General features: G+C 71.4%; 18 protein-coding genes. 10 read left to right on the forward strand and 8 right to left on the reverse strand.

What is annotated here, in order from left to right; genetic code table 11:
* Positions 1-554: RICIN domain-containing protein (locus HII36_RS13035; RefSeq protein WP_328807698.1), on the reverse strand; the 554-nt coding region annotated here is incomplete at its 3' end.
* 344 nt (positions 555-898) lie between these two features.
* Here HII36_RS13035 and HII36_RS13040 point away from each other — a divergent pair.
* From HII36_RS13040 to HII36_RS13070, 7 genes are all read left to right on the forward strand, one after another.
* Positions 899-2530: a fucose isomerase gene (locus HII36_RS13040; RefSeq protein WP_173523400.1), complete on the forward strand. Its 1632-nt coding sequence runs from the start codon at positions 899-901 to the stop codon at positions 2528-2530.
* Between the two features lie 30 nt (positions 2531-2560).
* Positions 2561-4108 (forward strand): DUF4185 domain-containing protein, encoded by a 1548-nt coding sequence (locus tag HII36_RS13045; protein ID WP_217369465.1) that lies wholly within the window; start codon positions 2561-2563, stop codon positions 4106-4108.
* Between the two features lie 108 nt (positions 4109-4216).
* Positions 4217-5539 carry an ABC transporter substrate-binding protein gene (locus tag HII36_RS13050; RefSeq protein WP_173523401.1) on the forward strand — a complete coding sequence of 441 codons (1323 nt, stop codon included), beginning with the start codon at positions 4217-4219 and terminating at the stop codon, positions 5537-5539.
* A gap of 53 nt (positions 5540-5592) precedes the next feature.
* Complete coding sequence (locus tag HII36_RS56530) at positions 5593-6528, forward strand: carbohydrate ABC transporter permease (RefSeq protein ID WP_217369466.1); 936 nt, start codon at positions 5593-5595, stop codon at positions 6526-6528.
* The gene (locus HII36_RS13060; RefSeq protein WP_173523402.1) at positions 6525-7343 is read left to right on the forward strand and encodes a carbohydrate ABC transporter permease; all 819 of its coding nucleotides are present in this window, start codon (positions 6525-6527) and stop codon (positions 7341-7343) included. Before HII36_RS56530 ends, HII36_RS13060 begins: the two co-directional genes overlap by 4 nt.
* Positions 7340-9844: a GH116 family glycosyl-hydrolase gene (locus HII36_RS13065; protein ID WP_173523403.1), complete on the forward strand. Its 2505-nt coding sequence runs from the start codon at positions 7340-7342 to the stop codon at positions 9842-9844. Before HII36_RS13060 ends, HII36_RS13065 begins: the two co-directional genes overlap by 4 nt.
* Entirely contained in the window at positions 9844-10023 is a 180-nt protein-coding gene (locus HII36_RS13070) for a hypothetical protein (protein ID WP_217369467.1), read from the forward strand. Before HII36_RS13065 ends, HII36_RS13070 begins: the two co-directional genes overlap by 1 nt.
* Before the next feature lie 28 nt (positions 10024-10051).
* Here the strand turns inward: HII36_RS13070 and HII36_RS13075 are convergent, their stop codons facing one another.
* Positions 10052-10657: a cysteine hydrolase family protein gene (locus HII36_RS13075; RefSeq protein WP_173523404.1), complete on the reverse strand. Its 606-nt coding sequence runs from the start codon at positions 10655-10657 to the stop codon at positions 10052-10054.
* Positions 10658-10747: 90 nt separating this feature from the next.
* Entirely contained in the window at positions 10748-11731 is a 984-nt protein-coding gene (locus tag HII36_RS13080) for a GlxA family transcriptional regulator (RefSeq protein ID WP_173523405.1), read from the reverse strand.
* 96 nt (positions 11732-11827) lie between these two features.
* Between HII36_RS13080 and HII36_RS13085 the strand changes: the two genes are divergently transcribed.
* On the forward strand, positions 11828-13234 hold the full coding sequence (locus tag HII36_RS13085; RefSeq protein WP_173523406.1) for a PP2C family protein-serine/threonine phosphatase: 1407 nt from the start codon (positions 11828-11830) through the stop codon (positions 13232-13234).
* Positions 13235-13281: 47 nt separating this feature from the next.
* Here HII36_RS13085 and HII36_RS13090 read toward each other — a convergent pair whose 3' ends face one another.
* Complete coding sequence (locus HII36_RS13090) at positions 13282-14187, reverse strand: sigma-70 family RNA polymerase sigma factor (RefSeq protein ID WP_328807704.1); 906 nt, start codon at positions 14185-14187, stop codon at positions 13282-13284.
* 127 nt (positions 14188-14314) lie between these two features.
* On the opposite strand from HII36_RS13090, the gene HII36_RS13095 reads away from it, so the two are divergent.
* Complete coding sequence (locus HII36_RS13095) at positions 14315-14959, forward strand: TetR/AcrR family transcriptional regulator (protein ID WP_328807699.1); 645 nt, start codon at positions 14315-14317, stop codon at positions 14957-14959.
* Positions 14960-15032: 73 nt separating this feature from the next.
* Here the strand turns inward: HII36_RS13095 and HII36_RS13100 are convergent, their stop codons facing one another.
* The 4 genes from HII36_RS13100 to HII36_RS13115 form a co-directional block, all read right to left on the reverse strand.
* A complete protein-coding gene (locus HII36_RS13100) occupies positions 15033-16307 on the reverse strand; it encodes a phytase (RefSeq protein WP_173523408.1) in 1275 nt (424 codons plus the stop codon).
* A gap of 94 nt (positions 16308-16401) precedes the next feature.
* Positions 16402-17436 (reverse strand): peptidase C39 family protein, encoded by a 1035-nt coding sequence (locus HII36_RS13105; RefSeq protein ID WP_173523409.1) that lies wholly within the window; start codon positions 17434-17436, stop codon positions 16402-16404.
* Between the two features lie 43 nt (positions 17437-17479).
* Positions 17480-17977, reverse strand: coding sequence for a hypothetical protein (locus tag HII36_RS13110; RefSeq protein ID WP_217369469.1), 498 nt, complete (start codon positions 17975-17977; stop codon positions 17480-17482).
* 12 nt (positions 17978-17989) lie between these two features.
* Positions 17990-18529 carry a hypothetical protein gene (locus tag HII36_RS13115; RefSeq protein ID WP_173523411.1) on the reverse strand — a complete coding sequence of 180 codons (540 nt, stop codon included), beginning with the start codon at positions 18527-18529 and terminating at the stop codon, positions 17990-17992.
* Positions 18530-18809: 280 nt separating this feature from the next.
* On the opposite strand from HII36_RS13115, the gene HII36_RS13120 reads away from it, so the two are divergent.
* On the forward strand, positions 18810-20204 hold the full coding sequence (locus HII36_RS13120) for an MFS transporter (protein ID WP_173523412.1): 1395 nt from the start codon (positions 18810-18812) through the stop codon (positions 20202-20204).
* The last annotated feature ends 44 nt before the right edge of the window (positions 20205-20248 follow it).

Consider the following 20248-nt stretch of genomic DNA (forward strand, 5'->3'; position numbering starts at 1 on the left):
GGGGTGGGGGACGGGCTGCCGCCGGTCACCGGGCGCAGCGACCACTGCTTGGTGGCCACCGAGTCGCAGGAGTTCTGCTGCAGGACGGCGCCCGCGGCGGTGGAGCTGTCCTTGACGTTGAGACACTTGCCGCCGTTGGCGTTGACCACCCGGTAGTGCGCCCCTGCGGCGACCAGTTGCCAGGTCTGCGAGGCGGCGCCGGTGCACGTCTCCTGCTGCACGGCCTTGCCCGCGCTGGTCGAGGCGTCGCGCACCCCGGCGCACTTGCCGCTGTGCCTGGCCTTGAGCTGGTAGTTCGACCCGGCGGCGACGAGCGTGAACACCTGCCCGGCGCCCTCGGCGCAGGCGCTCTGCACGAGCTGCACGCCGTCGGCGGTGCTCTGCCCGGGCACGGCGGCGCACAGCCCGCTCCCGGCGTTGGCCAGCAGGTAGTCGCCGGCGGCCGGGGCGGCCGCGGCCGGCGTGTGCAGCGCGGCCACCAGGCCGCCGGTGGCGATGAGGCCGGAGGTCAGCACGACCGTCAGGCGTCTGCCCAGGGGTCGGTTCTCGCGCACGTTGGCTCCATTCGTTACGAGCGTGGGCTCGCGGTTCGGGGGGTGGAACGGGGATCGCCCTACGATTCAGATACCAACCGGTTGCAGACACAGTGAGCCGGAAGCTGAGGGCTCAGTCAAGATGTCCAGCTAAAACTGCAAACGCCCGCAGGCGTTATGCCAGGTTATGCGGATATTTCTGCAACAACCGCTTGTAAGAAACATCGAGTAAACCCTCATTCCCCGATGCCTGTTGACTCCGTCCGCGCTGTTGATTACGTTCTGGGAAAAATCAGCAATCGATTTCTCACGAGCGGGCGAAGCGAAGGCAGACATCGGACCGGCACCCACGCGAAGGGCGGGCCATGTACCAATTCCCTCAGCTCATCGAGCCGCCGGCGGCCGAACCCGGCGTCGTCTACACCGTGGCCAGCGGCGACCTGCGCCAGGGCGCGAACCGTACCTGCTGGCCGGTGCAGGAGAAACTGGAGCGGGACCTCGCGGCGGCGGTGCGCGACCTGGGCTGGACGGTGCGCCGGGGCCACGACGTCGACCCGGCCAAGGGGCACGGCTTCATCGACAGCCAGCGGGCCGGCATCGAGGTGTTCAAGCGCTTACCCCCCGACGCGCCGCTGATCGTGGTCGAGGCGGTCTGGCAGTACAGCCACCACGTGCTGGCCGGGCTGCGCGGCCACCGCGGCCCGGTCCTCGTCGTGGCCAACTGGAGCGGACGCTGGCCCGGCCTGGTCGGCCTGCTGAACCTGGCGGGCAGCCTGACCAAGGCGGGCCGGCCGTACTCGGTGTTGTGGAGCGCGGACTTCACCGACGAATGGGGCAGGCAGGGGCTCAAGACCTGGCTCGACACCGGCGAGCTGACCCACGACACCAGCCACGTCACCGACCTGCCGGACCTGGCCGAACTGCCCCCGACGCCGGAGTCCGAGCTGGGCCGGGCCATCGCGCGCCGGCTCGTCGCGGACAAGGCGATCATCGGCGTTTTCGACGAGGGCTGCATGGGGATGTACAACGCCATCATCGACGACGAACTGCTCAACCCGCTGGGCATCTACAAGGAGCGGCTGTCGCAGAGCGCGCTCGTCGCCGAGATGGACCGGGTCGGCGACGCCGAGGCGCACGCCGTCCGCGCCTGGCTCGACAAGGCGGGCCTGACCTTCCACCTCGGCGCCGACGACGCCACCGAGCTCACCGAGGCGCAGCTCACCAGCCAGTTCAAGATGTACGTCGCGGCCCTGCGCATCGCCGACGACTTCGGCCTGGACGCCGTCGGCATCCAGTACCAGCAGGGACTCAAGGACGTGGTCCCGGCCAGCGACCTGGCCGAGGGGCTGCTCAACAACGTCGAGCGCCCGCCGGTGCGCAGCCGCGACGGCGCCCGCGAGCTCTACCCGGGCCGCCCGCTGCCGCACTTCAACGAGGTGGACGAGGGCGTCGCGGTCGACTCGCTGATCACCAACAGGATCTGGACCGCGATGGGCCTCGACCCCGCCACCACCCTGCACGACGTGCGCTGGGGCGAGGCGTACGAGGGCCGGTTCATCTGGGTCTTCGAGATCTCCGGCGCGGTGCCCGCCTCGCACCACGGCGGCTACCACAGGTCGTGGAGCATGCGGCAGCCGCCGATGTACTTCCCGCTGGGCGGCGGCACGCTGAGCGGGGTGTCCAAACCCGGCGAGATCGTCTGGTCGCGGGTGTTCATCATGGACGGCGACCTGCACCTCGACCTGGGCCGGGCCACCGTGGTCGCGCTGCCCGACGAGGAGACCAGGCGCAGGCTCGACGCCACCACCCCGCAGTGGCCGATCATGCACGCGTTACTGCACGGGGTCACCCGCGACCAGTTCATGGCCCGCCACCGGGCCAACCACCTCAACGTGGCCTACGCCCCCGACGCCGAGAGCGCGGACCGGGCGCTGACGGCCAAGGCCGCGGCGTTCGCCGAGCTCGGCGTGCACGTCCACCTCTGCGGAGTCTCGTAGCGAAATCGATTCCCCTTCCAGGAGGGCCCGGTGCAGCTCCTACGCATCACGATCGCGCTGATCCTGTTGGCCGGCCTGCTCCCGGCCGCGCACGCCCAGGCCACCACCGCCACCACGACCGCCACCGCCACGTCCGCCGCCGCGACCACCACCGCGACCGCCGCCCGCTCGCCGGCCGTCGTGGTGAGCAAGCTGACCGGGCCAGGCTCGCTCAGCGCCACCGACGTGAACTGGAAGGTCAAGGCGACCGATCTCGGCATCATGTGGGACAACGGGGCCGGTCAGATCCTGGCCGCCTTCGGTGACACGTTCGGCGACACGTGGCGGCCGCCGGGCGCGAACGGCGACGACTGGCGCAGCCAGGTGCTCCTGCGCAGCACGGACCGGAACCTGGCCGACGGCATGTCGTTCAGCGGCGCGGCCACCGACGCGCCCGGCCACGCCAAGCAGCTCATCCCGAGCAAGAAGATCGACGGCGACGAGATCACGGTGATCCCCACGGCCGGGGTGTCGGTGGGGACACGCCAGTACCTCGCCTACATGTCGGTACGGCACTGGGGCGACCCGGGCGTCTGGGACACCAACCACGCCTCGATCGCCTACTCCGACGACAACGGCCAGAACTGGGTCACCGGCGGCCCCCGCTGGGACAACCCGGGCGGGACGAACCACTTCCAGATGGCCGCGTTCGTCCGCCGCGACGGCTACGTCTACCTGTTCGGCACCCCGAACGGCCGCAACGGCGCCGCCTACCTGGCCAGGGTGCCGGAGACCGCGGTGCTGACCAAGTCCGCCTACCAGTACTGGACCGGCGACGCCTGGCGCACCGGCCAGGACACGCAGGCCGTCCCGGTGGTCGCGGCCCCGGTGTCGGAGCTGTCGGTGCAGTTCAACGCCTACACCGGCAAGTGGCTGATGACGTACCTGCGGGGCAGCGACGTGGTGCTGCGCAGCGCGCCCGCGCCCACCGGCCCGTGGAGCGCGCCGTCCGTGGTGGCCAGTTCCGCGGACTTCCCCGGCCTGTACGGCGGCTTCATGCACCCCTGGTCGCCGGGCCCCGACCTCTACCTGGCGCTGTCGGAGTGGACGCCGTACAACGTGTACCTGATCAGGATCCGGCTGAACCCCGACGCGACGATCACCAACCCGAACCTCGTCGGCGACCCGAGCTTCGAACGCCAGACGACGGGCACGGTGTCGGCGCCCTGGGCGGTGCGCGGCAACGGCGGCATCGACCACGGCACCTGGGCGTTCACCGCCGACCGTAACGCCTTCGTCCGCTACAACCGGGGCTGGCACGACCTGCACCAGGTCGTCGCGGTCGAGCGGAACACGAACTACACCCTGACCGGCCGGCTCAGGACCTCACCGAACAACGACAACGGCTTCTTCGGCGTGCGGAACCCGGGCGGGCTCCCGTTCGCCGAGGTCAACTTCCGGGCGGTCGGCGCCTGGACCAAGTTCACCGTCACCTTCAACAGCGGGCAGCGCGGCTCCGTCGAGGTCTTCGCCGGGATCTGGACCGACAACGGCGACATGTGGCTGCAGCTCGACGACGTCGCTCTGGTCAAGCCCTGAGCCGCGCCCGGCGCGCGGCTCCGCGGCGCACTCGATGAGATCGGGGTAATCGATTTCCAGCTCCGGGGCATTCCCGGACTCACCCCCACGTCCCCGGAAGGAGACGACGTGCGCACACCACTCATCAGGTTGATCGCGGTCGTGGCCGGCGCGGCGGCGCTGGCCGCCGGCTGCGGGTCGGGCGGCAGGACCCCCGCGCAGGGCGGCGGCAAGGCGGAGATCACGCTGTGGCAGCAGAAGTTCACCGACCAGGAGGACGCCTGGTACAAGAAGGCGGTCGCCGCGTTCAACAAGGCGCAGAACCAGGTCGTGCTCAAGCACGTGATCGTGCCTGCGGACGTGTGGGACCAGAAGATGAAGGCCGCCCAGGCCGCGCGCAAGGCGCCCGACGTCTACACGGTGAACTACAGCAAGGTCCCCGGCTTCGCCCGCACCGGCCAGATCCAGGCGCTCGACCAGCTCATCCCGGCCGACAAGTGGGCCGGCCTGCGGGAGCCGGTGGTCGGCTCGGTGCGTTACCAGGGCCGCACGTACGCCTACCCGATGCTGGTCGAGCCGTCCACGGTGCTGTACTACCGCAAGGACCTGTTCGCCAAGGCCGGGCTCGACCCCGCCCGCCCGCCGGCCACCTGGCAGGAGGTCATCGACTACGGCAGGAAGCTGACCACCAAGGACGTGGCCGGATTCGTCACCGCCGCCAACCAGATCGACCTGGGCTGGTCGACGTGGGGCCTGCAGCTGAACGCCGCAGGCCACCTGCCGATCAGCGACGACTGGTCGGCCCCGCGCGCCGCCGACCCCAAGTACAAGCAGTTGCTGCAGGTCTACCAGACCCTCTACCAGCAGGGGATCATGCCCAAGGAGCCGCTGGCGCCGTACGCGGACGCCAACCCGCTGGGCCAGGGCAAGACCGCGATGATGGTCTGCGGCTCGTGGGCGGCGAGCGTGTTCCTGTCGGACTACCCGAACCTGGTGCCGCAGATCGGCGCGGCGGCCCTGCCCTCCTTCGACGGCGACGCCACCAAGCCCACCGCCACGCTCGGCGGCTGGACGCTCGCCGTGGACGCCAGGTCGAGGAACGCCAAGGCGGCGGCCGACTTCGTCTCCTGGCTGCTGGCCGGTGACACCGCGCTGCTGACCGAGTTCTTCAGGACCACCAAGTTCTCCAAGTACTCGCCCAGGGCCGCGGTGGCCGACGCGATCAACGGCGACCCGGCGGCGGCGCAGAACCCCTGGGCCAAGACCATCGAGGAACAGGTGGTCAAGTACGCCAAGCCCGAGCCCAGCTACGACTGGGCGATCAGCCTGGCCTTCGGCAAGGCGATGGAGCAGGCGATGCAGGGCAAGGACGTCGACCAGGCGCTGCGGGCGGCCGACGCCGAGATCAAGGACCTGATCGCCAAGAACGACCTGGCCGGACAGGGTTCCTGACCAGAGCGCCCGCCGCCGGCCCCCGGCCCGGCGGCGGGGAAGGGAGTGCCCCCGTGGCTGTCACGTCACTGCGCGCCGCCACCCGCGCGCGGCGCGCCGCCGGCGTCCGCGCCGGTCCCAGGCGGGCGAACCGGACGGCGTACGTCATGCTCGCGCCGCTGCTGGTCCTCCTGGCCGTCTTCGTGCTCTGGCCGCTGCTGCACGCGGTCTACATCAGCTTCTTCACCTGGAGCTTCTACGACCCGGCCGTCTTCGTCGGGCTGAAGAACTACCTCGACGTGCTCACCGACGCCGAGTTCGTCGACGCCGTCGTACGCGGGCTGCTCTTCTCGGCCATGGTGGTGCCCGCCCAGGTCACGATCGCCTTCGTGTTCGCGAACCTGGTCAAGGCGGTGAGCAGGCGGATGGCGGCGGTGCTGAAGGTGACCATCTACGTCCCCGCGGTGATCTCCGAGGTGATCGCCGCCATCGTGTTCGCGCTCATCTACACCCATCGCGGCGGCGTGCTGAACTGGTTCCTGGACTTCTTCGGCGTCGAGGCCGTCCCCTGGCTCGGCGACACCGCCACGGCGCTGCCCGCCCTGGCGGTGCCGGCGATCTGGATCGGCATGGGCGTGGCGTCCCTGATCATGCTGGCCGGGCTGCTCGACATCCCGGAGGCGTACTACGAGTGCGCCTCGCTGGACGGCGCCGGCCCGTGGACGAAGATGTTCCGCATCACGCTGCCGCTGATGAAGAACGTGATCCTGTTTCTGCTGGTCACCGGATTCGCGGCGTCGCTGCAGTTCCTCATCCTGCCGCTGGTCATGACCCAGGGCGGGCCGGTGAACTCCACCAACCTGCCGAACCTGTTCATCCTGCAGCACTTCAACACCGACCTGTACGTCGGCTACTCGATCGCCGCGGCGCTGCTGCTGCTCGGCGTGCTCGGCGCGGTGTCGGCGGTCATCTTCCGGCTGGTCAGATCCGAGAAGGCGATGGACGGATGAGAGATCTCGGTGGAGCGCTCGTCAGGTACGCCCTGGCCGCGCTGTTCGTCGTCGCCGCGCTGTTCCCGCTGGCCTGGCTGGCGGTGGCCGGGTTCAAGGCGAAGACCGAGGTCGTGGCCACGCCGTTCCAGTTCTTCCCCGAGGTGTGGCGCTGGGACAACTACGCGCGCATGGTGTCGGACGAGGCGTTCCTCCGCTCCCTGGGGGTGACCTTCGCCGGCGCGAGCCTGTTCGCGGCGCTGACCCTGGTGATCAACGCGCTCGGCGCGTACGCGTTCGCCCGGCTGGAGTTCGCGTTCAAGCGCACCCTGTGGATCATCGTGATCGGCACCATGTTCATCCCGGGCATCGCGATCATGCTGACCTCGTTCATCGTGGTGACCCAGCTCGGCCTGCTGGACAGCCTGGCGGTCCTGGTCATCCCGGGCGCGGCGTCGGGGTTGCAGGTGTTCTTCCTGCGCCAGTTCTTCCTGTCGGTGCCCGCCGCGCTGGAGGAGGCGGCGCAGCTCGACGGGGCGGGTCCGTGGCGCGTCTTCCGCCACATCTTCATCCCGCTGTCCAAGGGCGCGTTCGTGGTGGTCGCCGCCACGTCGTTCCTGCTGTTCTGGAACTCCTACGTCTGGCCGGTGCTCACCATCACCGACCCGGCGCTGTTCCCGGTGCAGCAGTACCTGGCCACCTTCCGCTCCGAACGCACGACCGAGGCGGGGCTGCTCATGGCCGGCTCGACGCTCGCCGCGCTGCCGGTCGTCGTCCTGTTCCTGATCTTCCAGCGGCACATCATCCGCGGCGTGCGCCTGTCGGGGCTCAAGTGAACCCGGCCTTCGGCCGCGCCCGGCCGATCCCGTACGACGAGGGCAGGCACGTGGCCCTGCCGCTGGGCGGCATCGGCACCGGCAACCTGGCCGTCTGCGCCGACGGCGGGCTGCGGCAGTGGCAGTTGCAGAACGTCGGCAACCATCGCGGGTCACTGCCGCACACCTTCTTCGCGCTGCGCGTCAGCCGGTGGGAGCCGCCCGCCGACGAGCGGTTCGTTCTCCAGGCCCCGCCGCCGGAGCCGGGGTCGGCGGGCACGCCGCTGGTCGACGACGATCACGTGCCGGACTGGCAGCGCGAGCTGCTGGCCAGGCATCGCGGGGTGCGGGGGACCACCTTTCGCGGGCTGTACCCGTTCGCGCACGTGCGTTACCACGGGCTGCCGGTGGAGCTGGAGCTGGAGGCGTTCAACCCGCTGATCCCGCTGGAGGTGGACGACAGCTCGCTGCCCGCCGCGCTGTTCACCTTCACCGTCGCCAATCCCGGGCCGCTTCCGGCGCAGGTGTGGCTCGCGGCGGCCATGCAGAACCCGGTCGGCCACGACGGCGCCACCCCCGTCGACGGCGTGCGCGGGCCGGGGTACGGCGGCAACACCAACCGGGTCCGCCGCGCCCGCGGCTGGACGTCGCTGGTCATGGAGAACACCGCGATCGACCCGGCGGCGCCCGGAGCGGGCCAGGCGGTGCTGGGCGTGGACGCGTCCGACGCCGCCGCGCTGCCGCAGTGGACGCATCCCGACGAGTTCCTCGCCTTCCTGGCCGGGCGGGCGGTGCACGCCGGGGCGGAGAAGGCGAGGTACGCGTCCTGGCTGCCGGACTACCAGGCGAGCGGGCCGCAGCCGGGCCACCTGCCCAGCCCGGCGGGTCAGACCTGGAACGGCGGCCTCGTCGCCCCGATGATCCTCCAACCCGGCGAGTCCCGAAATATCAGGATCTGTATGACCTGGTACTTCCCGAACCGCTACGCCAACTTCGTGCAGTTCGGCGTGCCGGAACCGGCGTGGGGCCCGACCAGGTTCTGGCTCGGCAACGCCTACGCGACCAGGTTCGCCGACGCGATCGACGTCGCCGAGTATGTTCGCGACCGGTGGTCCCGGCTCCGCGAGACCTCGCTGCGCTGGGTGGACACGCTGGCCGGCAGCAGCCTGTCCGACCAGGCGGTCGAGCACCTGGCCGCGCAGGCGGCGATCCTGCGCAGCCCGTCCTGCTTCCGCACCGCCGACGGCGCGTTCTTCGGCTTCGAGGGCGTGCTCGGCGCCTCGACCGTCATGTGGGCGGGCGACACGGGTGGCTCCTGCCCGCTCAACTGCACTCACGTGTGGAACTACGCGCAGGCCGCGGCCGAGCTGTTCCCCGAGCTCGAACGCGACATGCGCGCCACCGAGTTCGACGTCGTGCAGGCCCCGGACGGCTGCCTGCCGCACCGCGTGATCGTGCCCACCTACCTGCGCCAGCTCTGGGACGCCCCCATCGGCGGCCCGGCCGAGCCCGCCCTCGACGGCATGCTCGGCGCGATACTCAAGACCTACCGCGAGGTACGGCACGGCGCCGACTGGCTCGACCGGTACTGGCCCCGGGTGAAACGCCTGCTGGCCCACATCCGGGCCAAGTGGGACCCGGACGGCACCGGGGTGCTGCGCGGGGTGCAGCCGTCCACGCACGACATCGACCTGCGCGGGCTCAACCCGTACATGGGCACGCTCTGGCTGGCCGCGCTGCGCGCCGCCGAGGAACTGGCGTTGCTGACCGGGGAGCCGGGGCTCGCGGCGGAGCTGCGCGAGCTGTTCACCAGGGGCGCCGCGCGCTACGACGCGGAGCTGTTCAACGGCGAGTACTACGTGCAGCGGCCGGCGGACGGCGAATCCGCCGAGTTCCAGTGGCTGGACGGCTGCCTGTCCGACCAGCTCATCGGCCAGTGGTGGGCACACCACCTCGGCCTGGGCCACCTGCTGCCGCGCGAGCACGTGGTGAGCGCGCTGCGTGCCGTCGTCCGGCACAACCTGCGCACCGGGTTCGACGGCTTCGAGCACCCGTACCGGGTCTTCGCCGACGGGGACGACCGCGGCCTGCTCATGTGCACCTGGCCGCGCGGCGGCCGTCCCGACGTCCCGACCCGGTACTGCGACGAGGTGTGGACCGGCAGCGAGTACCAGGTCGCGGCGCACTGCCTGTGGGAGGGACTGACGGAGGAGGCCGACGCGATCCTCGGCGGGCTGTGGGCCAGGTACGACGGGCGGCGGCGCAACCCGTACAACGAGATCGAGTGCGGCGACCACTACGTGCGGGCGATGGCCGGGTGGTCGGTGCTGGGCGCGCTGTCCGGCGCCCGCTACGACGCGACAACCCGGCGGCTCACCCTGTCGTCACGCGCGCACGGCCGCTGGCCGCTGCTGCTGCCGACCGGGTGGGGCACGCTCGTCCGCGACGCCGACGGCGTCCGGCTGTCGTGCGCCCACGGTGACCTGAAGGTCGGGGAGATCCAGGTACAGGAGGGTTCGTGATGGCCGGCATCTCGGAGACGAGCGGATCCCTGTCCGGCAGGCGGGTCCTCATCACCGGCGCGGCCGGGTTCGGCCTGCGCGGGGTGTCCGAAGTGCTCAGGTTCGACCTGCGGCAACACGGGATCGCGGTGACGCTGGTGTGCCCCGGCGGTGGACACCCCGCTGACGGAGACCGTTGAGATCGCCGGGGTGGACCAGGAGGGCGAATCAGGCGGGCAGGGCGTCCGCGGTGGGCACCACCACGCCGAACAGGTCGCCGATCGTGGTCAGGGCGGCGGCGTGCAGGGCCTCGGCCGAGAGCGGCGCGCCGTCCGGGCCGGCCAGCGGGCGGGTGGCGCAGGCGTCGGCGACGACGGTCGGGCGGTAGCCCAGGTTGAACGCCCCCTGCGCGGTGAAGGCCACGCACATGTGCGTCATGAAACCCGCCACGACCAGGTCCGGCCCGGCGTCCAGGTCCGTGAGCACCTGCCGCAGGCCGGTCTGGTGGAAGGCGTCGGGGAACGTCTTGACCACCACCGGCTCCCCGTCGCGCGGCGCGACCTGCGGGCTGATGGCGCCGATCTCGGCCCGGACGTCGTACGGGGTGCCGGGCCCGCCGTCGTTGACCACGTGGACGACACGCGTCCCCGCGGCGCGGGCCCGCTCCAGCAGGCGAGCCCCGGCGGCCAGGGCCAGGTCGGCGCCGGGCAGGGCCATGACGCCGGTGCGGTAGGTGTTCTGGTAGTCGATCAGGAGGAGGGTCGACTCGGACAGCCGGGCCGGTTCGGCGGGCAGCCTGGAGACCTGGCGGAGGGTGGAGGAGACGTTACTCATGACTGATCTTCCTTCGTTGGGTGCGCGGATCTTTTCGCGCAGGCTGACGCCGCCGCCGGGCGGCGGCGGGTGCGATGGACGGGTACGGGGTCAGGCCACCGTGCGGAAGCGACGGCGGTAGGAGCCGGGGCCGGTGCCCAGGCGGCGGCGGAACGCGCGATGCAGTGTCTCCACCGAGCCGAGCCCGCTGTCGGCGGCCACCCGCGGCAGCGGCAGATCGGTGGTCTCCAGCAGCCGGCGCGCCGCCTCCACCCTGGCCGCCTCGATGTAGGCGGCCGGGGTGGCCCCGGTGAGCTGCTTGAACACGCGGGTGAACTGGCGCTGGCTGAGCCCCATCCGGGCCGCCAGCTCGATCGTGGTGAGCTCTTCCGCGAGGTGTTCGGCGATCCACAGGCGCAGGTCGTCGATGTCCCTGCGGCCGGAGGAGGCGTGGGTGAGCGGCACGCTGAACTGGCTCTGGCCGCCCTGGCGCTTGAGGTACATGACCAGCTCGCGGGCCACCGCCAGCGCGGTCTCCTCGCCGTGGTCCTCGGCCACCAGGGCGAGCGTCAGGTCCAGGCAGGCGCTGATGCCCGCGCCCGTCCACACCCGGCCGCTGGACCGTACGAAGATCGGGTCGGGGTCGACCGTGACATTCGGGTGGTCGGCGGCCAGTTGCGCGGCGGTGGACCAGTGGGTGGTGGCGGTCAGGCCGTCCAGCAGCCCGGCGTCGGCCAGGATGTGCGCGCCGACGCACACCGAGGCCACCCGGCGGGCGGCGGGGGCGGTCCGCCGCACCCAGGCCACCACCTCCGGCTCGCTCAGCGCGACCGGCCCGCCGGGGGTGACCCGCACCGCGCCGGGCACCAGCAGGGTGTCCACCCGGTCGCCGACCTCGTCGAACGTCAGATCGGCCACCAGCCGCACCCCGGCCGACGTGGTGACGTGCCCGCCAGTGAGCCCGGCCAGCCGCACGTCGTAGAGCTCCCGGCCGGCGATCCTGTTGGCCAGGGCGAACACCTCGGCAGGGCCGGTGACGTCGAGCAGGTCGACGTCGGGGAAGAGCGCGATGACGACGCGGTGCGCGGAGGACATGACCTGATTGTCATGGAACACACGAAATGACGGTAACGACAGTTATCTGGCAGATCCGGTCATCGCCGACCACGATCACCCCCGTGACCAGGTGTGATGCCCGGCACCGCCGGGCATGAGGGGAGCGAGGGCATCTCGGGGGGTCAGGTGGGCGCGCAACGGCCGGAGGAGGGTGTCTCGTTCGGCGAGGACCTGGGGCCGCTGGGCGCCGAGGGCTGGCAGCGGCTGCAGGCGGGTCTGGCGCAGATCCGCGATCTGCACGGCCGGATGGAACGCCTGCTCGAAGCGGTGCTGGCGATCAGCTCGGAGCTGGAGCTGAACACGGCGCTGCGCACGATCGTGGAGGTCTCGGCCGACCTGGTCGACGCCACGTACGGCGCGCTGGGCGTGCTGAACGAGAACGGCGAGTTCGCCGACCTGTTCACCTGCGGCGTCTCGGAAGACGTGCCCGCGGCCATCGGCCGGATGCCCACCACCCATGGCCTGCTCGACGAGCTGATGGCCCAGCCCAGGCCGCTGCGCGTGGACGACGTGTCGGCCCATCCCCGCTTCCGCCAGTTCCCGCCGGGGCACCCGGAGATGCACTCCCTGCTGGGCACGCCGATCCTGGTCCGCGGCACCGTCTACGGCAACCTGTACTTCGCCGACAAACGGACGGGCGGCACGTTCACCGGCGACGACGAGCGGATCATCGGCGCCCTGGCGAGCGCGGCCGGCGTCGCCATCGAGAACGCCCGGCTCTACGACCGCATCCGGCGCAGCACCGAGGACTTCCAGCGCAGCCTGCTCCCGCAACTGCCCGACCTGGGCGCGTTGTCGGCCTGCGCGCGCTACCTGCCCTCCAGCGAGGTGCCGCAGATCGGCGGCGACTGGTACGACGCGATCATCCTGCCCGACGGCGTGCCCTGCCTGATGGTCGGCGACGTGATGGGCCACGACCTGAGGTCGGCCACCGTCATGAGCCAGATCAGCAACATGCTGCGGGTGATCGCCTACGAGCAGTGCAAGCCGCCGTCCCGCATCCTGCAGCGGCTGGACGAAGTGCTGCACGGCCTGCACGGCGGTCCGATGGCCACGGTCGCGCTGGCCAGGCTGGAGAAGCACGGCGAGTCCGGCTGGCGGCTGCGCTGGTCCAACGCCGGGCACCCGCCCCCGCTGCTGGTGCCGCCCGGCGGCCCGGTCCGCTACCTGCGCGAAGACGGCGGCCACCCGCTCGGCGTCACCCCCGAGCTGCCCCGGCCCGACCACGAGGAGATCGTCCAGCCCGGCTCCACGCTGCTGTTCTACACCGACGGGCTGATCGAGGACCGCGAGCACGACATCGACGAGGGCATGGAGAGCCTCGCCCGAGCCGCGGACATGCTGCGGAACCTGTCGCTGGAGGACATGTGCGACCGGCTGCTGGAGCACCGCAGGGAGCGGTTCACCGACGACGTCGCCCTCATCGCGGTGCGCCTGGCCGACCCGTCCGCCCTGCCGCTCATGGCCGAACTGCTCGGCTGACCGGCCCGCTCGACCGGCCCGCTCGACCGGCTGGCCTCGGCCCACGATCAGACGAGCAGGTCGGCCAGGGCGCGGGTGCGGGTGGGGTGGCGCAGCTTGATCATGCCCTTGGCCTCGATCTGGCGGATGCGCTCGCGGGTCAGCCCGAACGCCCGGCCGATCTCGTCCAGGGTGCGCGGCCGCGCGTCGGCCAGGCCGTAGCGCTGGGAGATGACGGCCGCCTCACGCTCGGTCAGCGTCGCCATGACCGCCTCCAGGCTGGGACGCAGCGACGCCGCGCAGACCTCGTCGGCGGGGCCGGCCGCGTCGTCGGCCAGCAGGTCGCCGAGCTCGCCGCCGTCGTCGCCGATCGGGGTGTGCAGCGAGACGGTCTCCCTGGCCAGGCGCAGCGCCTGCTCGACCTTCGCCACGCTCAGGTCGAGCTCCGCGGCGAGCTGCGCGGACGTCGGCTCGGCGCCCCGCTCCTGCAGCAGGGCGCGCCGCGCGCGGGCCACCCGGTTGACGAGCTCGGCCACGTGCGACGGGATGCGCACGGTACGGCTCTGGTCGTCCAGGGCGCGGCCGAGCGCCTGCTTGATCCACCAGGTGGCGTAGGTGGAGAACTTCAGCCCGCGCCGGTGGTCGAACTTCTCCACCGCGCGCATCATGCCGATCGTGCCCTCCTGGATCAGGTCGGGCAGCGGCAGGGCGCCGGTCGCGGCATAGCGCCTGGCGATCGAGACGACCAGCCGGAGGTTGGCCTCGATCATGTGGTCCTTGGCCCGCTGCCCGTCCTCGGCCAGGCGCTCCAGGCTGTCGCGCTCGGCGGGGGTGAACCCGCCGGGGTGCTCGTCGAGGCGGCGCCGGGCGTTCGCCCCGGCCTCGATGCGCGCACCCAGCTCCACTTCCTGCTGCGCGGTCAGCAGCGGGGTGCGGGCGATCTGCTTGAGGTATTCGCTCACCGAATCGGTCACGGTCAACGCGCAAGTCCTTTCGACGGGTCCCCGCCGGACGACCACTGGCGAGGCACGACCTAAACTTAGGTCAGACCTAAAAAGATGTCAAGAACAATTTTGGGACGAACCTAGGTATAGTGATCCCGTGAGCGAGCAGACGTCCGGCCTCCGGGCCATGAAGAAGCGCCAGACCAGGGAGAACATCTCGAACCAGGCCACCAGGCTGTTCCTGGAGCGCGGCTTCGACCACGTGACCATCGCCGAGGTGGCGGCCGCCGCCCAGGTGGCCAAGATGACCGTCACCAACTACTTCCCCCGCAAGGAGGACCTGGCGCTCGATCTGCACGACGCCTTCGTGCAGGGTCCCGCGACGACCGTGCGCGAGCGCCGGCCGGGCGAATCCGCGCTGGCCGCGCTGCGCCGCGCCTACCTGGCCGCGGTGGCCGAGCATGATCCGGTCATCGGCTTCTCCGGCCCCAGGTTCGCCGAGATGATCACTGAGAGCCCGGCGCTGACCGCCCGGCTGCGCGAGTTCCACGACGACCGCGAGAAGGCGCTGGCCGCCACGCTCGCCGACGAGACCGGCGCGGCCCCTGGCGACCTCCTGCCCCGCGTCGCGGCGACGCTGCTCGGCGGCGTGCACCGGCTGCTGTTCGAGGAGACCCTGCGCCTGACGCTCGACGGGCACGCCGACGACGAGATCGCGCGCACGCTCGACGGGCACGCCCGCGTCGCCTTCGGCGCGCTGGAGCCCGCGCTGTCCGGCTACGCCGTCCGCCCGGCGGCATGACCTGCCGCGCTGGACGCTGTCGCAGGGAAGGACCTGGCCCCGCCGGTGGGTGGGGCCAGGTCGCGTGCGGGTGTCAGTCGCGCGGGTTCCAGCCGCCGGTGTCGACGTCCAGGTCGAGCTCGTCGGCGATGTCGTCCCACTCGGCGAACTTGAAGTTGGTGCTCTCGCGATCGGGCTGCGCCGGGGTCTGCGCGCCGTCGTGGGCCACGAACAGGCCCTCGTCGAAGTCGCCCAGCGGGACGTTGAGCACGGCCGCGCCGTCGCTGTGCTCGACCGCGTCGATGCCGTCGTCCGCGCCGATGCGGAAGCGGCCGATGAAGGCGTTGCCGCTCTCCCTGCGGTAGACGGCGAAGTGGTCGTCACCCTGGCTCGAGGCCAGCAGGTAGCCCTTGCCGTTCTCCCGGTGGTAGATGGTCAGTCCCTCGACGTCGGCGGACAGGTGGGCGCCGCCGAAGCCGGGGTCGGCGCCGGGCGCGCACTCCTCCGTCTCCGGGTCGTAGACGCCGGGCACGCCGTACTCCTTGACCTTGTCCACCAGCACCGGAGTCCCGGTCAGGCCGGCGGGCATGCGCCAGATGCCGACGTCCTCCTGGGCGGCGTAGAGCACGTCCCGCTGCTGGTCGACGACCATGCCCTCGACCTGGGCCAGCTCGCCGGGCTCCAGGCAGGGGGCCCACGTCTGGCCGTTGGGCAGGGTGAAGGAAGCGGGCAGGTCCAGCGTCCTGATCACCTGGTAGCCGACCTTGCCGCCGGGCTTGGCCAGCAGCTTGACCAGGCCGATCGAGGTCGTGTGCCGGCGGCTGACCAGGGCGTAGGTGCCCGTGCCGTCCTTCCAGGCGGCCAGGCCGTAGACCGTCCTGGCCTCGTTGACCTCCTCCTGGCTGGTGTTGAACACGAAGGGCGCGGCCGGGTCGGTCACGTCGGTGAGCCGGCCGTCGGAGATGGCGTAGAAGCGCAGCGTGTCGCGGCCGCGGTCGGAGACGACGGCCAGGTCACGGCCGGCGAAGCCGTAGGTGACGTCGACGTTGTTGAACCGCCCGGGCTCGTCGTCGGGGCCGGGCGGCGCGGGTGCGGGGAAGTGCTGGAGCTGCTCGCCGTCGAGGTCGTAGACGTACAGGCCGCCTTCCTTGGCGGTGGCGGCCACCACGCTGTCGCCGGAGTCCGACGGGTGCAGCCAGATCGCCGGGTCGTCGCCGTTGGCGTTGCCGCCGGCCTCGTCGTCGTACAGGGCGGGCGTCTCCACCTGCGGGTCGATGGAGGGTGCGGAGGCGCCGGCGGCGGGGCCGGCCAGGCCGCAGGCGAGTGCGAACGTCGGTGCCACGAGGAGCGGCCGGGGGGTGCGTCGCATCGTTCTCCCTTTCTCCCTGACATGCATATGTCCTGACATATGATGACACGGGAGTGTCCGCCCGTCCCTGGCGAGAAGGTGAATTCCCGGCGACTCACCAGTTGCCGTCGGGGGCCTCGGGCAGGGGGTGCCCGGGCGGGTGCAGGACGTAGGCCACGCCGCCGCTGCCAGGGCTCCGCAGCCAGACGTTCTCGAAGGCGGCCCGGGGATAGACCCGGCGCACCAGGCCCTGCTCGGGACCGGCCGGATCGTTGGCCACGACGTCGCCGGCGGCGGTGAAACCCGTCACGACCATCAGGTGCCCGTCGGTGTCGTAACCGGATCCGGGCAGCTCGTGCGCCTTGAACGACTGCGAGGTGATCACCGGGACGCCGGCGCGCACCAGGCGCTCCAGCTCGGCGGCCGAGCGCAGCCTGGTGACGAATCCGGTCAGGCCGAAGCAGCCGGCGTAGGCGATGTTGAACGGCCAGTTGCCGGTGCCCTGGTAGCTGTGGTCGTACGTGCCGCGCGCGGCGTGGACCACGGCCGGGCCAGGGTCACCGTCGGCGACCCACGTCAGGTCGGCGGGCGCGGGGCCGAGTCCCCAGTAACCGAGCACCATGGCCAGCGACACCGGGCTGCACCAGCCGGCGCCGCCGCCCCACTGCGGGTGCAGCCCGGCGTGCGCGTACTGGGACAGCGGGGGCACGGCCAGCTCGACGGCGTCCTGCCCGGCCGGCGGGCTGGGAGTCACCGCGCGCGCCGGGACGGCCGAGGCCAGCACGCTCAGCGAGGTCACCCGCGCGCCAGCGCCGTGCGGGGTGACCCGGGTACGGAAGGACGTCACCGGCCGCCGCGCGACGAAGGTGTCGACGGCCACGTCGCCGTCGTCGTCGCCCTGGCCGGGCACGGAGGTGCGGTGCTCGCCGTGCTCGTCCCAGCGGCCCATGACGTACCACTTCGTGCGGGTGCCGAAGACCGTCGTGGCCTGCAGTTCCACCTCGATCCAGGTGCCCGGCGCGGTGCGCCCGGTCCAGGACGGGATGAGCTGGGTGGCGGCGAAGCCGATCTGCCGCTCCTCGCTGGTCCAGCCGCCCGCGGACGCCGTGAAGCGCATGAGGGACAGCGGGACCAGATCGGTGGCGTGCATCGGCCCATCATGGTTTCGCCCATGGTGACGGGCATCGGAAGGTTTACGTATGTTCGGGGGCGGGTTCGTCCAGCTCGGGGGTCTCGTCCGGCGGCGCGGCGGCGGCCGGGCGCGGCTTGCGTATCCGCCTGACGCCCACGACCAGCACCGCGAGCCCGGCCAGCGCGAGCAGGCCGGTGAACACCCACTCGTCCGAGCCGTCGGGCCCGTAGACGCGGGTCTCGCGCCCGGTGTCGACGGCCTGGACGATCTGCCCGGCCGTCAGCGTGCCGCGGTCGCTGCCGTACATCTCGATGCCCTGGCGCCTGATCTGCCCGTCGCCGGAGGCGAAGTCCCCCGTCCAGACGCAGGACTCGTGCCCGGGGTGCTGGATGCACTGCAGTTGCCTGGCGGTGAACGCGCCGCTCACCCCGTCCCCGCGCGCCGCCCGGATGGCCGGGCCGAACTCGGGGACGGAGGCGAGCAGCAGCAGCACCCCCACCACGGCCAGCACCACGGAGAAGCCGCTCACCCGCCGCTTCTGGACCGCCATGACCGTCATGAGCAGCCCTGCCTAGTGGTGGGAGACCGCGCAGGTGCAGGTCGCACCGGCGGAGTGCTCGGAAGCGCGGCGGTGCAGCAGCATCGCCACCACCATCGGCACGAAGACGAGGGCGTTGTAGAACAGGTGCAGCTCCATCCGGGGCCAGACCAGCTGCAGGATGCTCGTCGGGACCGGCCGGCCGGCCAGGTTCACGCCGATGATCTTCTGCAGGAGCAGCAGCAGGTGCTCCAGGTGGTGCCACACCTGGATGCCGAGCGAGATGTTCCACCAGGTGCGCGACAGGCCCGTGAAGCCCTTACGGAGCAGGATCAGGCCGATGAGCATGATTAACGCGTAGCCGTAGTGCATCCACTCGGAGGTCACCAGCCACGGGAAGGGGATGCCGAGCACGCCGCGGGCCTCGGCCATGGGCCAGCCCCAGGCGTAGACCTGGATGGCCTGCACCACGTGCTCGGCCCAGTGGGCCACCACGATGATCAGGTAGAACGTGAGCGCGGCCTTGTGGTGGCGCCCGTTGAGCGTGGACACGCTGATCGTCGGCGTCGCCATTTCTCACCTCGTGTTTCTTGCGATGCGCGGTCTGAGTGATCCGGGTGCAGCGTCGGCTCGGCTCCGGGCGGTCCCCGATCCGCCCTTCGCCGGCATGCGTCGCCCGCCGTTCGGCGTCCCCGAGCGCATGCGCGGCACGCAGCGATGATCGCCGACCGCACTAGCAAGCGGCTTGCAATCGGCTGGTTGGTCGACGTTCGCGTACGGCGCAATCCTTTGACGCAACCAATTGGTTGCCATAATGTGGCAACCGTTCGGTTGCTACTAACTGGAGGCTGTCATGGCTGTTCCCGCTCTGACCATCGACACCGCCGCGCCGCCGCGCCTCGACGGCAGGCGGCGTCTGATCGCGTTCGTGCTGCTCGGCGCCAGTTTCATGTTGTCCGTCGACTTCTCGATCCTGAACGTCGCGCTGCCCGAGGCCGGGGCGGGCGTCGGGCTCGGGCTGGCCGAATTACCCTGGATCACCTCCGCGTACGCGCTGCCCGCGGCCGGCTTCACCCTGGCCTTCGGCCGCATGGGAGACCTGTTCGGCCGCCGCAGGATGTTGCTGCTGGGCATGGTCGTGCTCACCGGAGCCTCACTGCTGGGCGGCTTCGCGACCGGCCCCGAGGCGCTGCTGACCGCGCGGGTGCTGCAGGGCCTGGCCACCGCGATGACCCTGCCCGCGGCGTTGTCGCTGCTCACCACCACGTTCGAGGAGGGCCCGCTGCGCGCCAGGGTGCTCGGGCTGAACGGCGCGCTGCTGTCGGGCGGATTCACCGTCGGCGCGCTGGTCGGCGGCACCCTGGTCAGCCTGCTGAGCTGGCGGGCCGCGTTCTTCATCAACGTCCCCGTCGCGGTGGCGATCCTGCTGCTGACGCCGTTCCTGATCAGCGAGAGCCGGCTGCCCGACCGGGTGCGGGCCGACCTGCCCGGGGCCGTGACCGTCACCGGCGGCCTGCTGGCGGTGATCTACGCGGTCATCGAGAAGAACGCCGTCGCGGCCGTGGCCGGCCTGGCGCTGCTGGCCGCGTTCTGGGTGATCGAGCTGCGCTCGCCCGCGCCGCTCGCGCCCATCCGCATTCTCAAGCGGCCCACCGTGAAGTGGGGCAACTACGCCGGCCTGGTGATCTTCACGATGGAGCCGGCCATGATCTTCCTGCTGACCCTCTACCTGCAGCGCGTCCTGGGGATGTCCCCGCTGGTCACCGGGCTGATCCTGGGCGTGCCCGGACTGGCCTCGGTGGTCGCCGGGGTGATCGCGGGGCGGTTCATCGGGCGCTTCGGCAGCCGCGTCGTGCTGGTCACGGGGCTGAGCGTGCAGGGGCTGGCGACGATCCCGCTGATGTTCATCGGGGCGGGGACGTGGGCGCTGGCGATCATCGTCCCGGCCCTGTTCATCGGGTTCTTCGGGCACGTGAGCGCGATCGTGGCGCACACCGTGACCAGCACCTCCGGGCTGCCGAACGAGGAGCAGGGTCTGGCCACCGGCCTGACCTCGATGACCCAGCAGGTGGCGCTGACCGTGGGCATCCCGATCCTGGGCGCGGTCGCCGCCACCCAGAGCGCGGAGCTGACCGGCATCCGGCTCGCCCTCGGCGTGAACGTGGTCGTGACGCTCCTCAGCGTGGCGCTCATCTGGTTCGGGCTGCGCACGCGTGACGCGGCCCGGCCGGCGGCGGGGCGGACCTGACCCGCTCGGCCGGCGGCGGAGCGGACCTGATCCGCGAGACCGTT

The organism is Nonomuraea antri, from assembly GCF_013283785.1.
Lineage (GTDB): Bacteria > Actinomycetota > Actinomycetes > Streptosporangiales > Streptosporangiaceae > Nonomuraea > Nonomuraea antri.

Coding starts and splice junctions, on each gene's coding strand:
- HII36_RS13105 (WP_173523409.1), bottom strand. CDS start 17,436: ATGCACGCCACCGATCTGGTCCCGCTGTCCCTCATGCGCTTCACGGCG.
- HII36_RS13120 (WP_173523412.1), top strand. CDS start 18,810: ATGGCTGTTCCCGCTCTGACCATCGACACCGCCGCGCCGCCGCGCCTC.
- HII36_RS13040 (WP_173523400.1), top strand. CDS start 899: ATGTACCAATTCCCTCAGCTCATCGAGCCGCCGGCGGCCGAACCCGGC.
- HII36_RS13080 (WP_173523405.1), bottom strand. CDS start 11,731: ATGTCCTCCGCGCACCGCGTCGTCATCGCGCTCTTCCCCGACGTCGAC.
- HII36_RS13085 (WP_173523406.1), top strand. CDS start 11,828: ATGCCCGGCACCGCCGGGCATGAGGGGAGCGAGGGCATCTCGGGGGGT.
- HII36_RS13075 (WP_173523404.1), bottom strand. CDS start 10,657: ATGAGTAACGTCTCCTCCACCCTCCGCCAGGTCTCCAGGCTGCCCGCC.
- HII36_RS13060 (WP_173523402.1), top strand. CDS start 6,525: ATGAGAGATCTCGGTGGAGCGCTCGTCAGGTACGCCCTGGCCGCGCTG.
- HII36_RS13100 (WP_173523408.1), bottom strand. CDS start 16,307: ATGCGACGCACCCCCCGGCCGCTCCTCGTGGCACCGACGTTCGCACTC.
- HII36_RS13110 (WP_217369469.1), bottom strand. CDS start 17,977: ATGACGGTCATGGCGGTCCAGAAGCGGCGGGTGAGCGGCTTCTCCGTG.
- HII36_RS13115 (WP_173523411.1), bottom strand. CDS start 18,529: ATGGCGACGCCGACGATCAGCGTGTCCACGCTCAACGGGCGCCACCAC.
- HII36_RS13070 (WP_217369467.1), top strand. CDS start 9,844: ATGGCCGGCATCTCGGAGACGAGCGGATCCCTGTCCGGCAGGCGGGTC.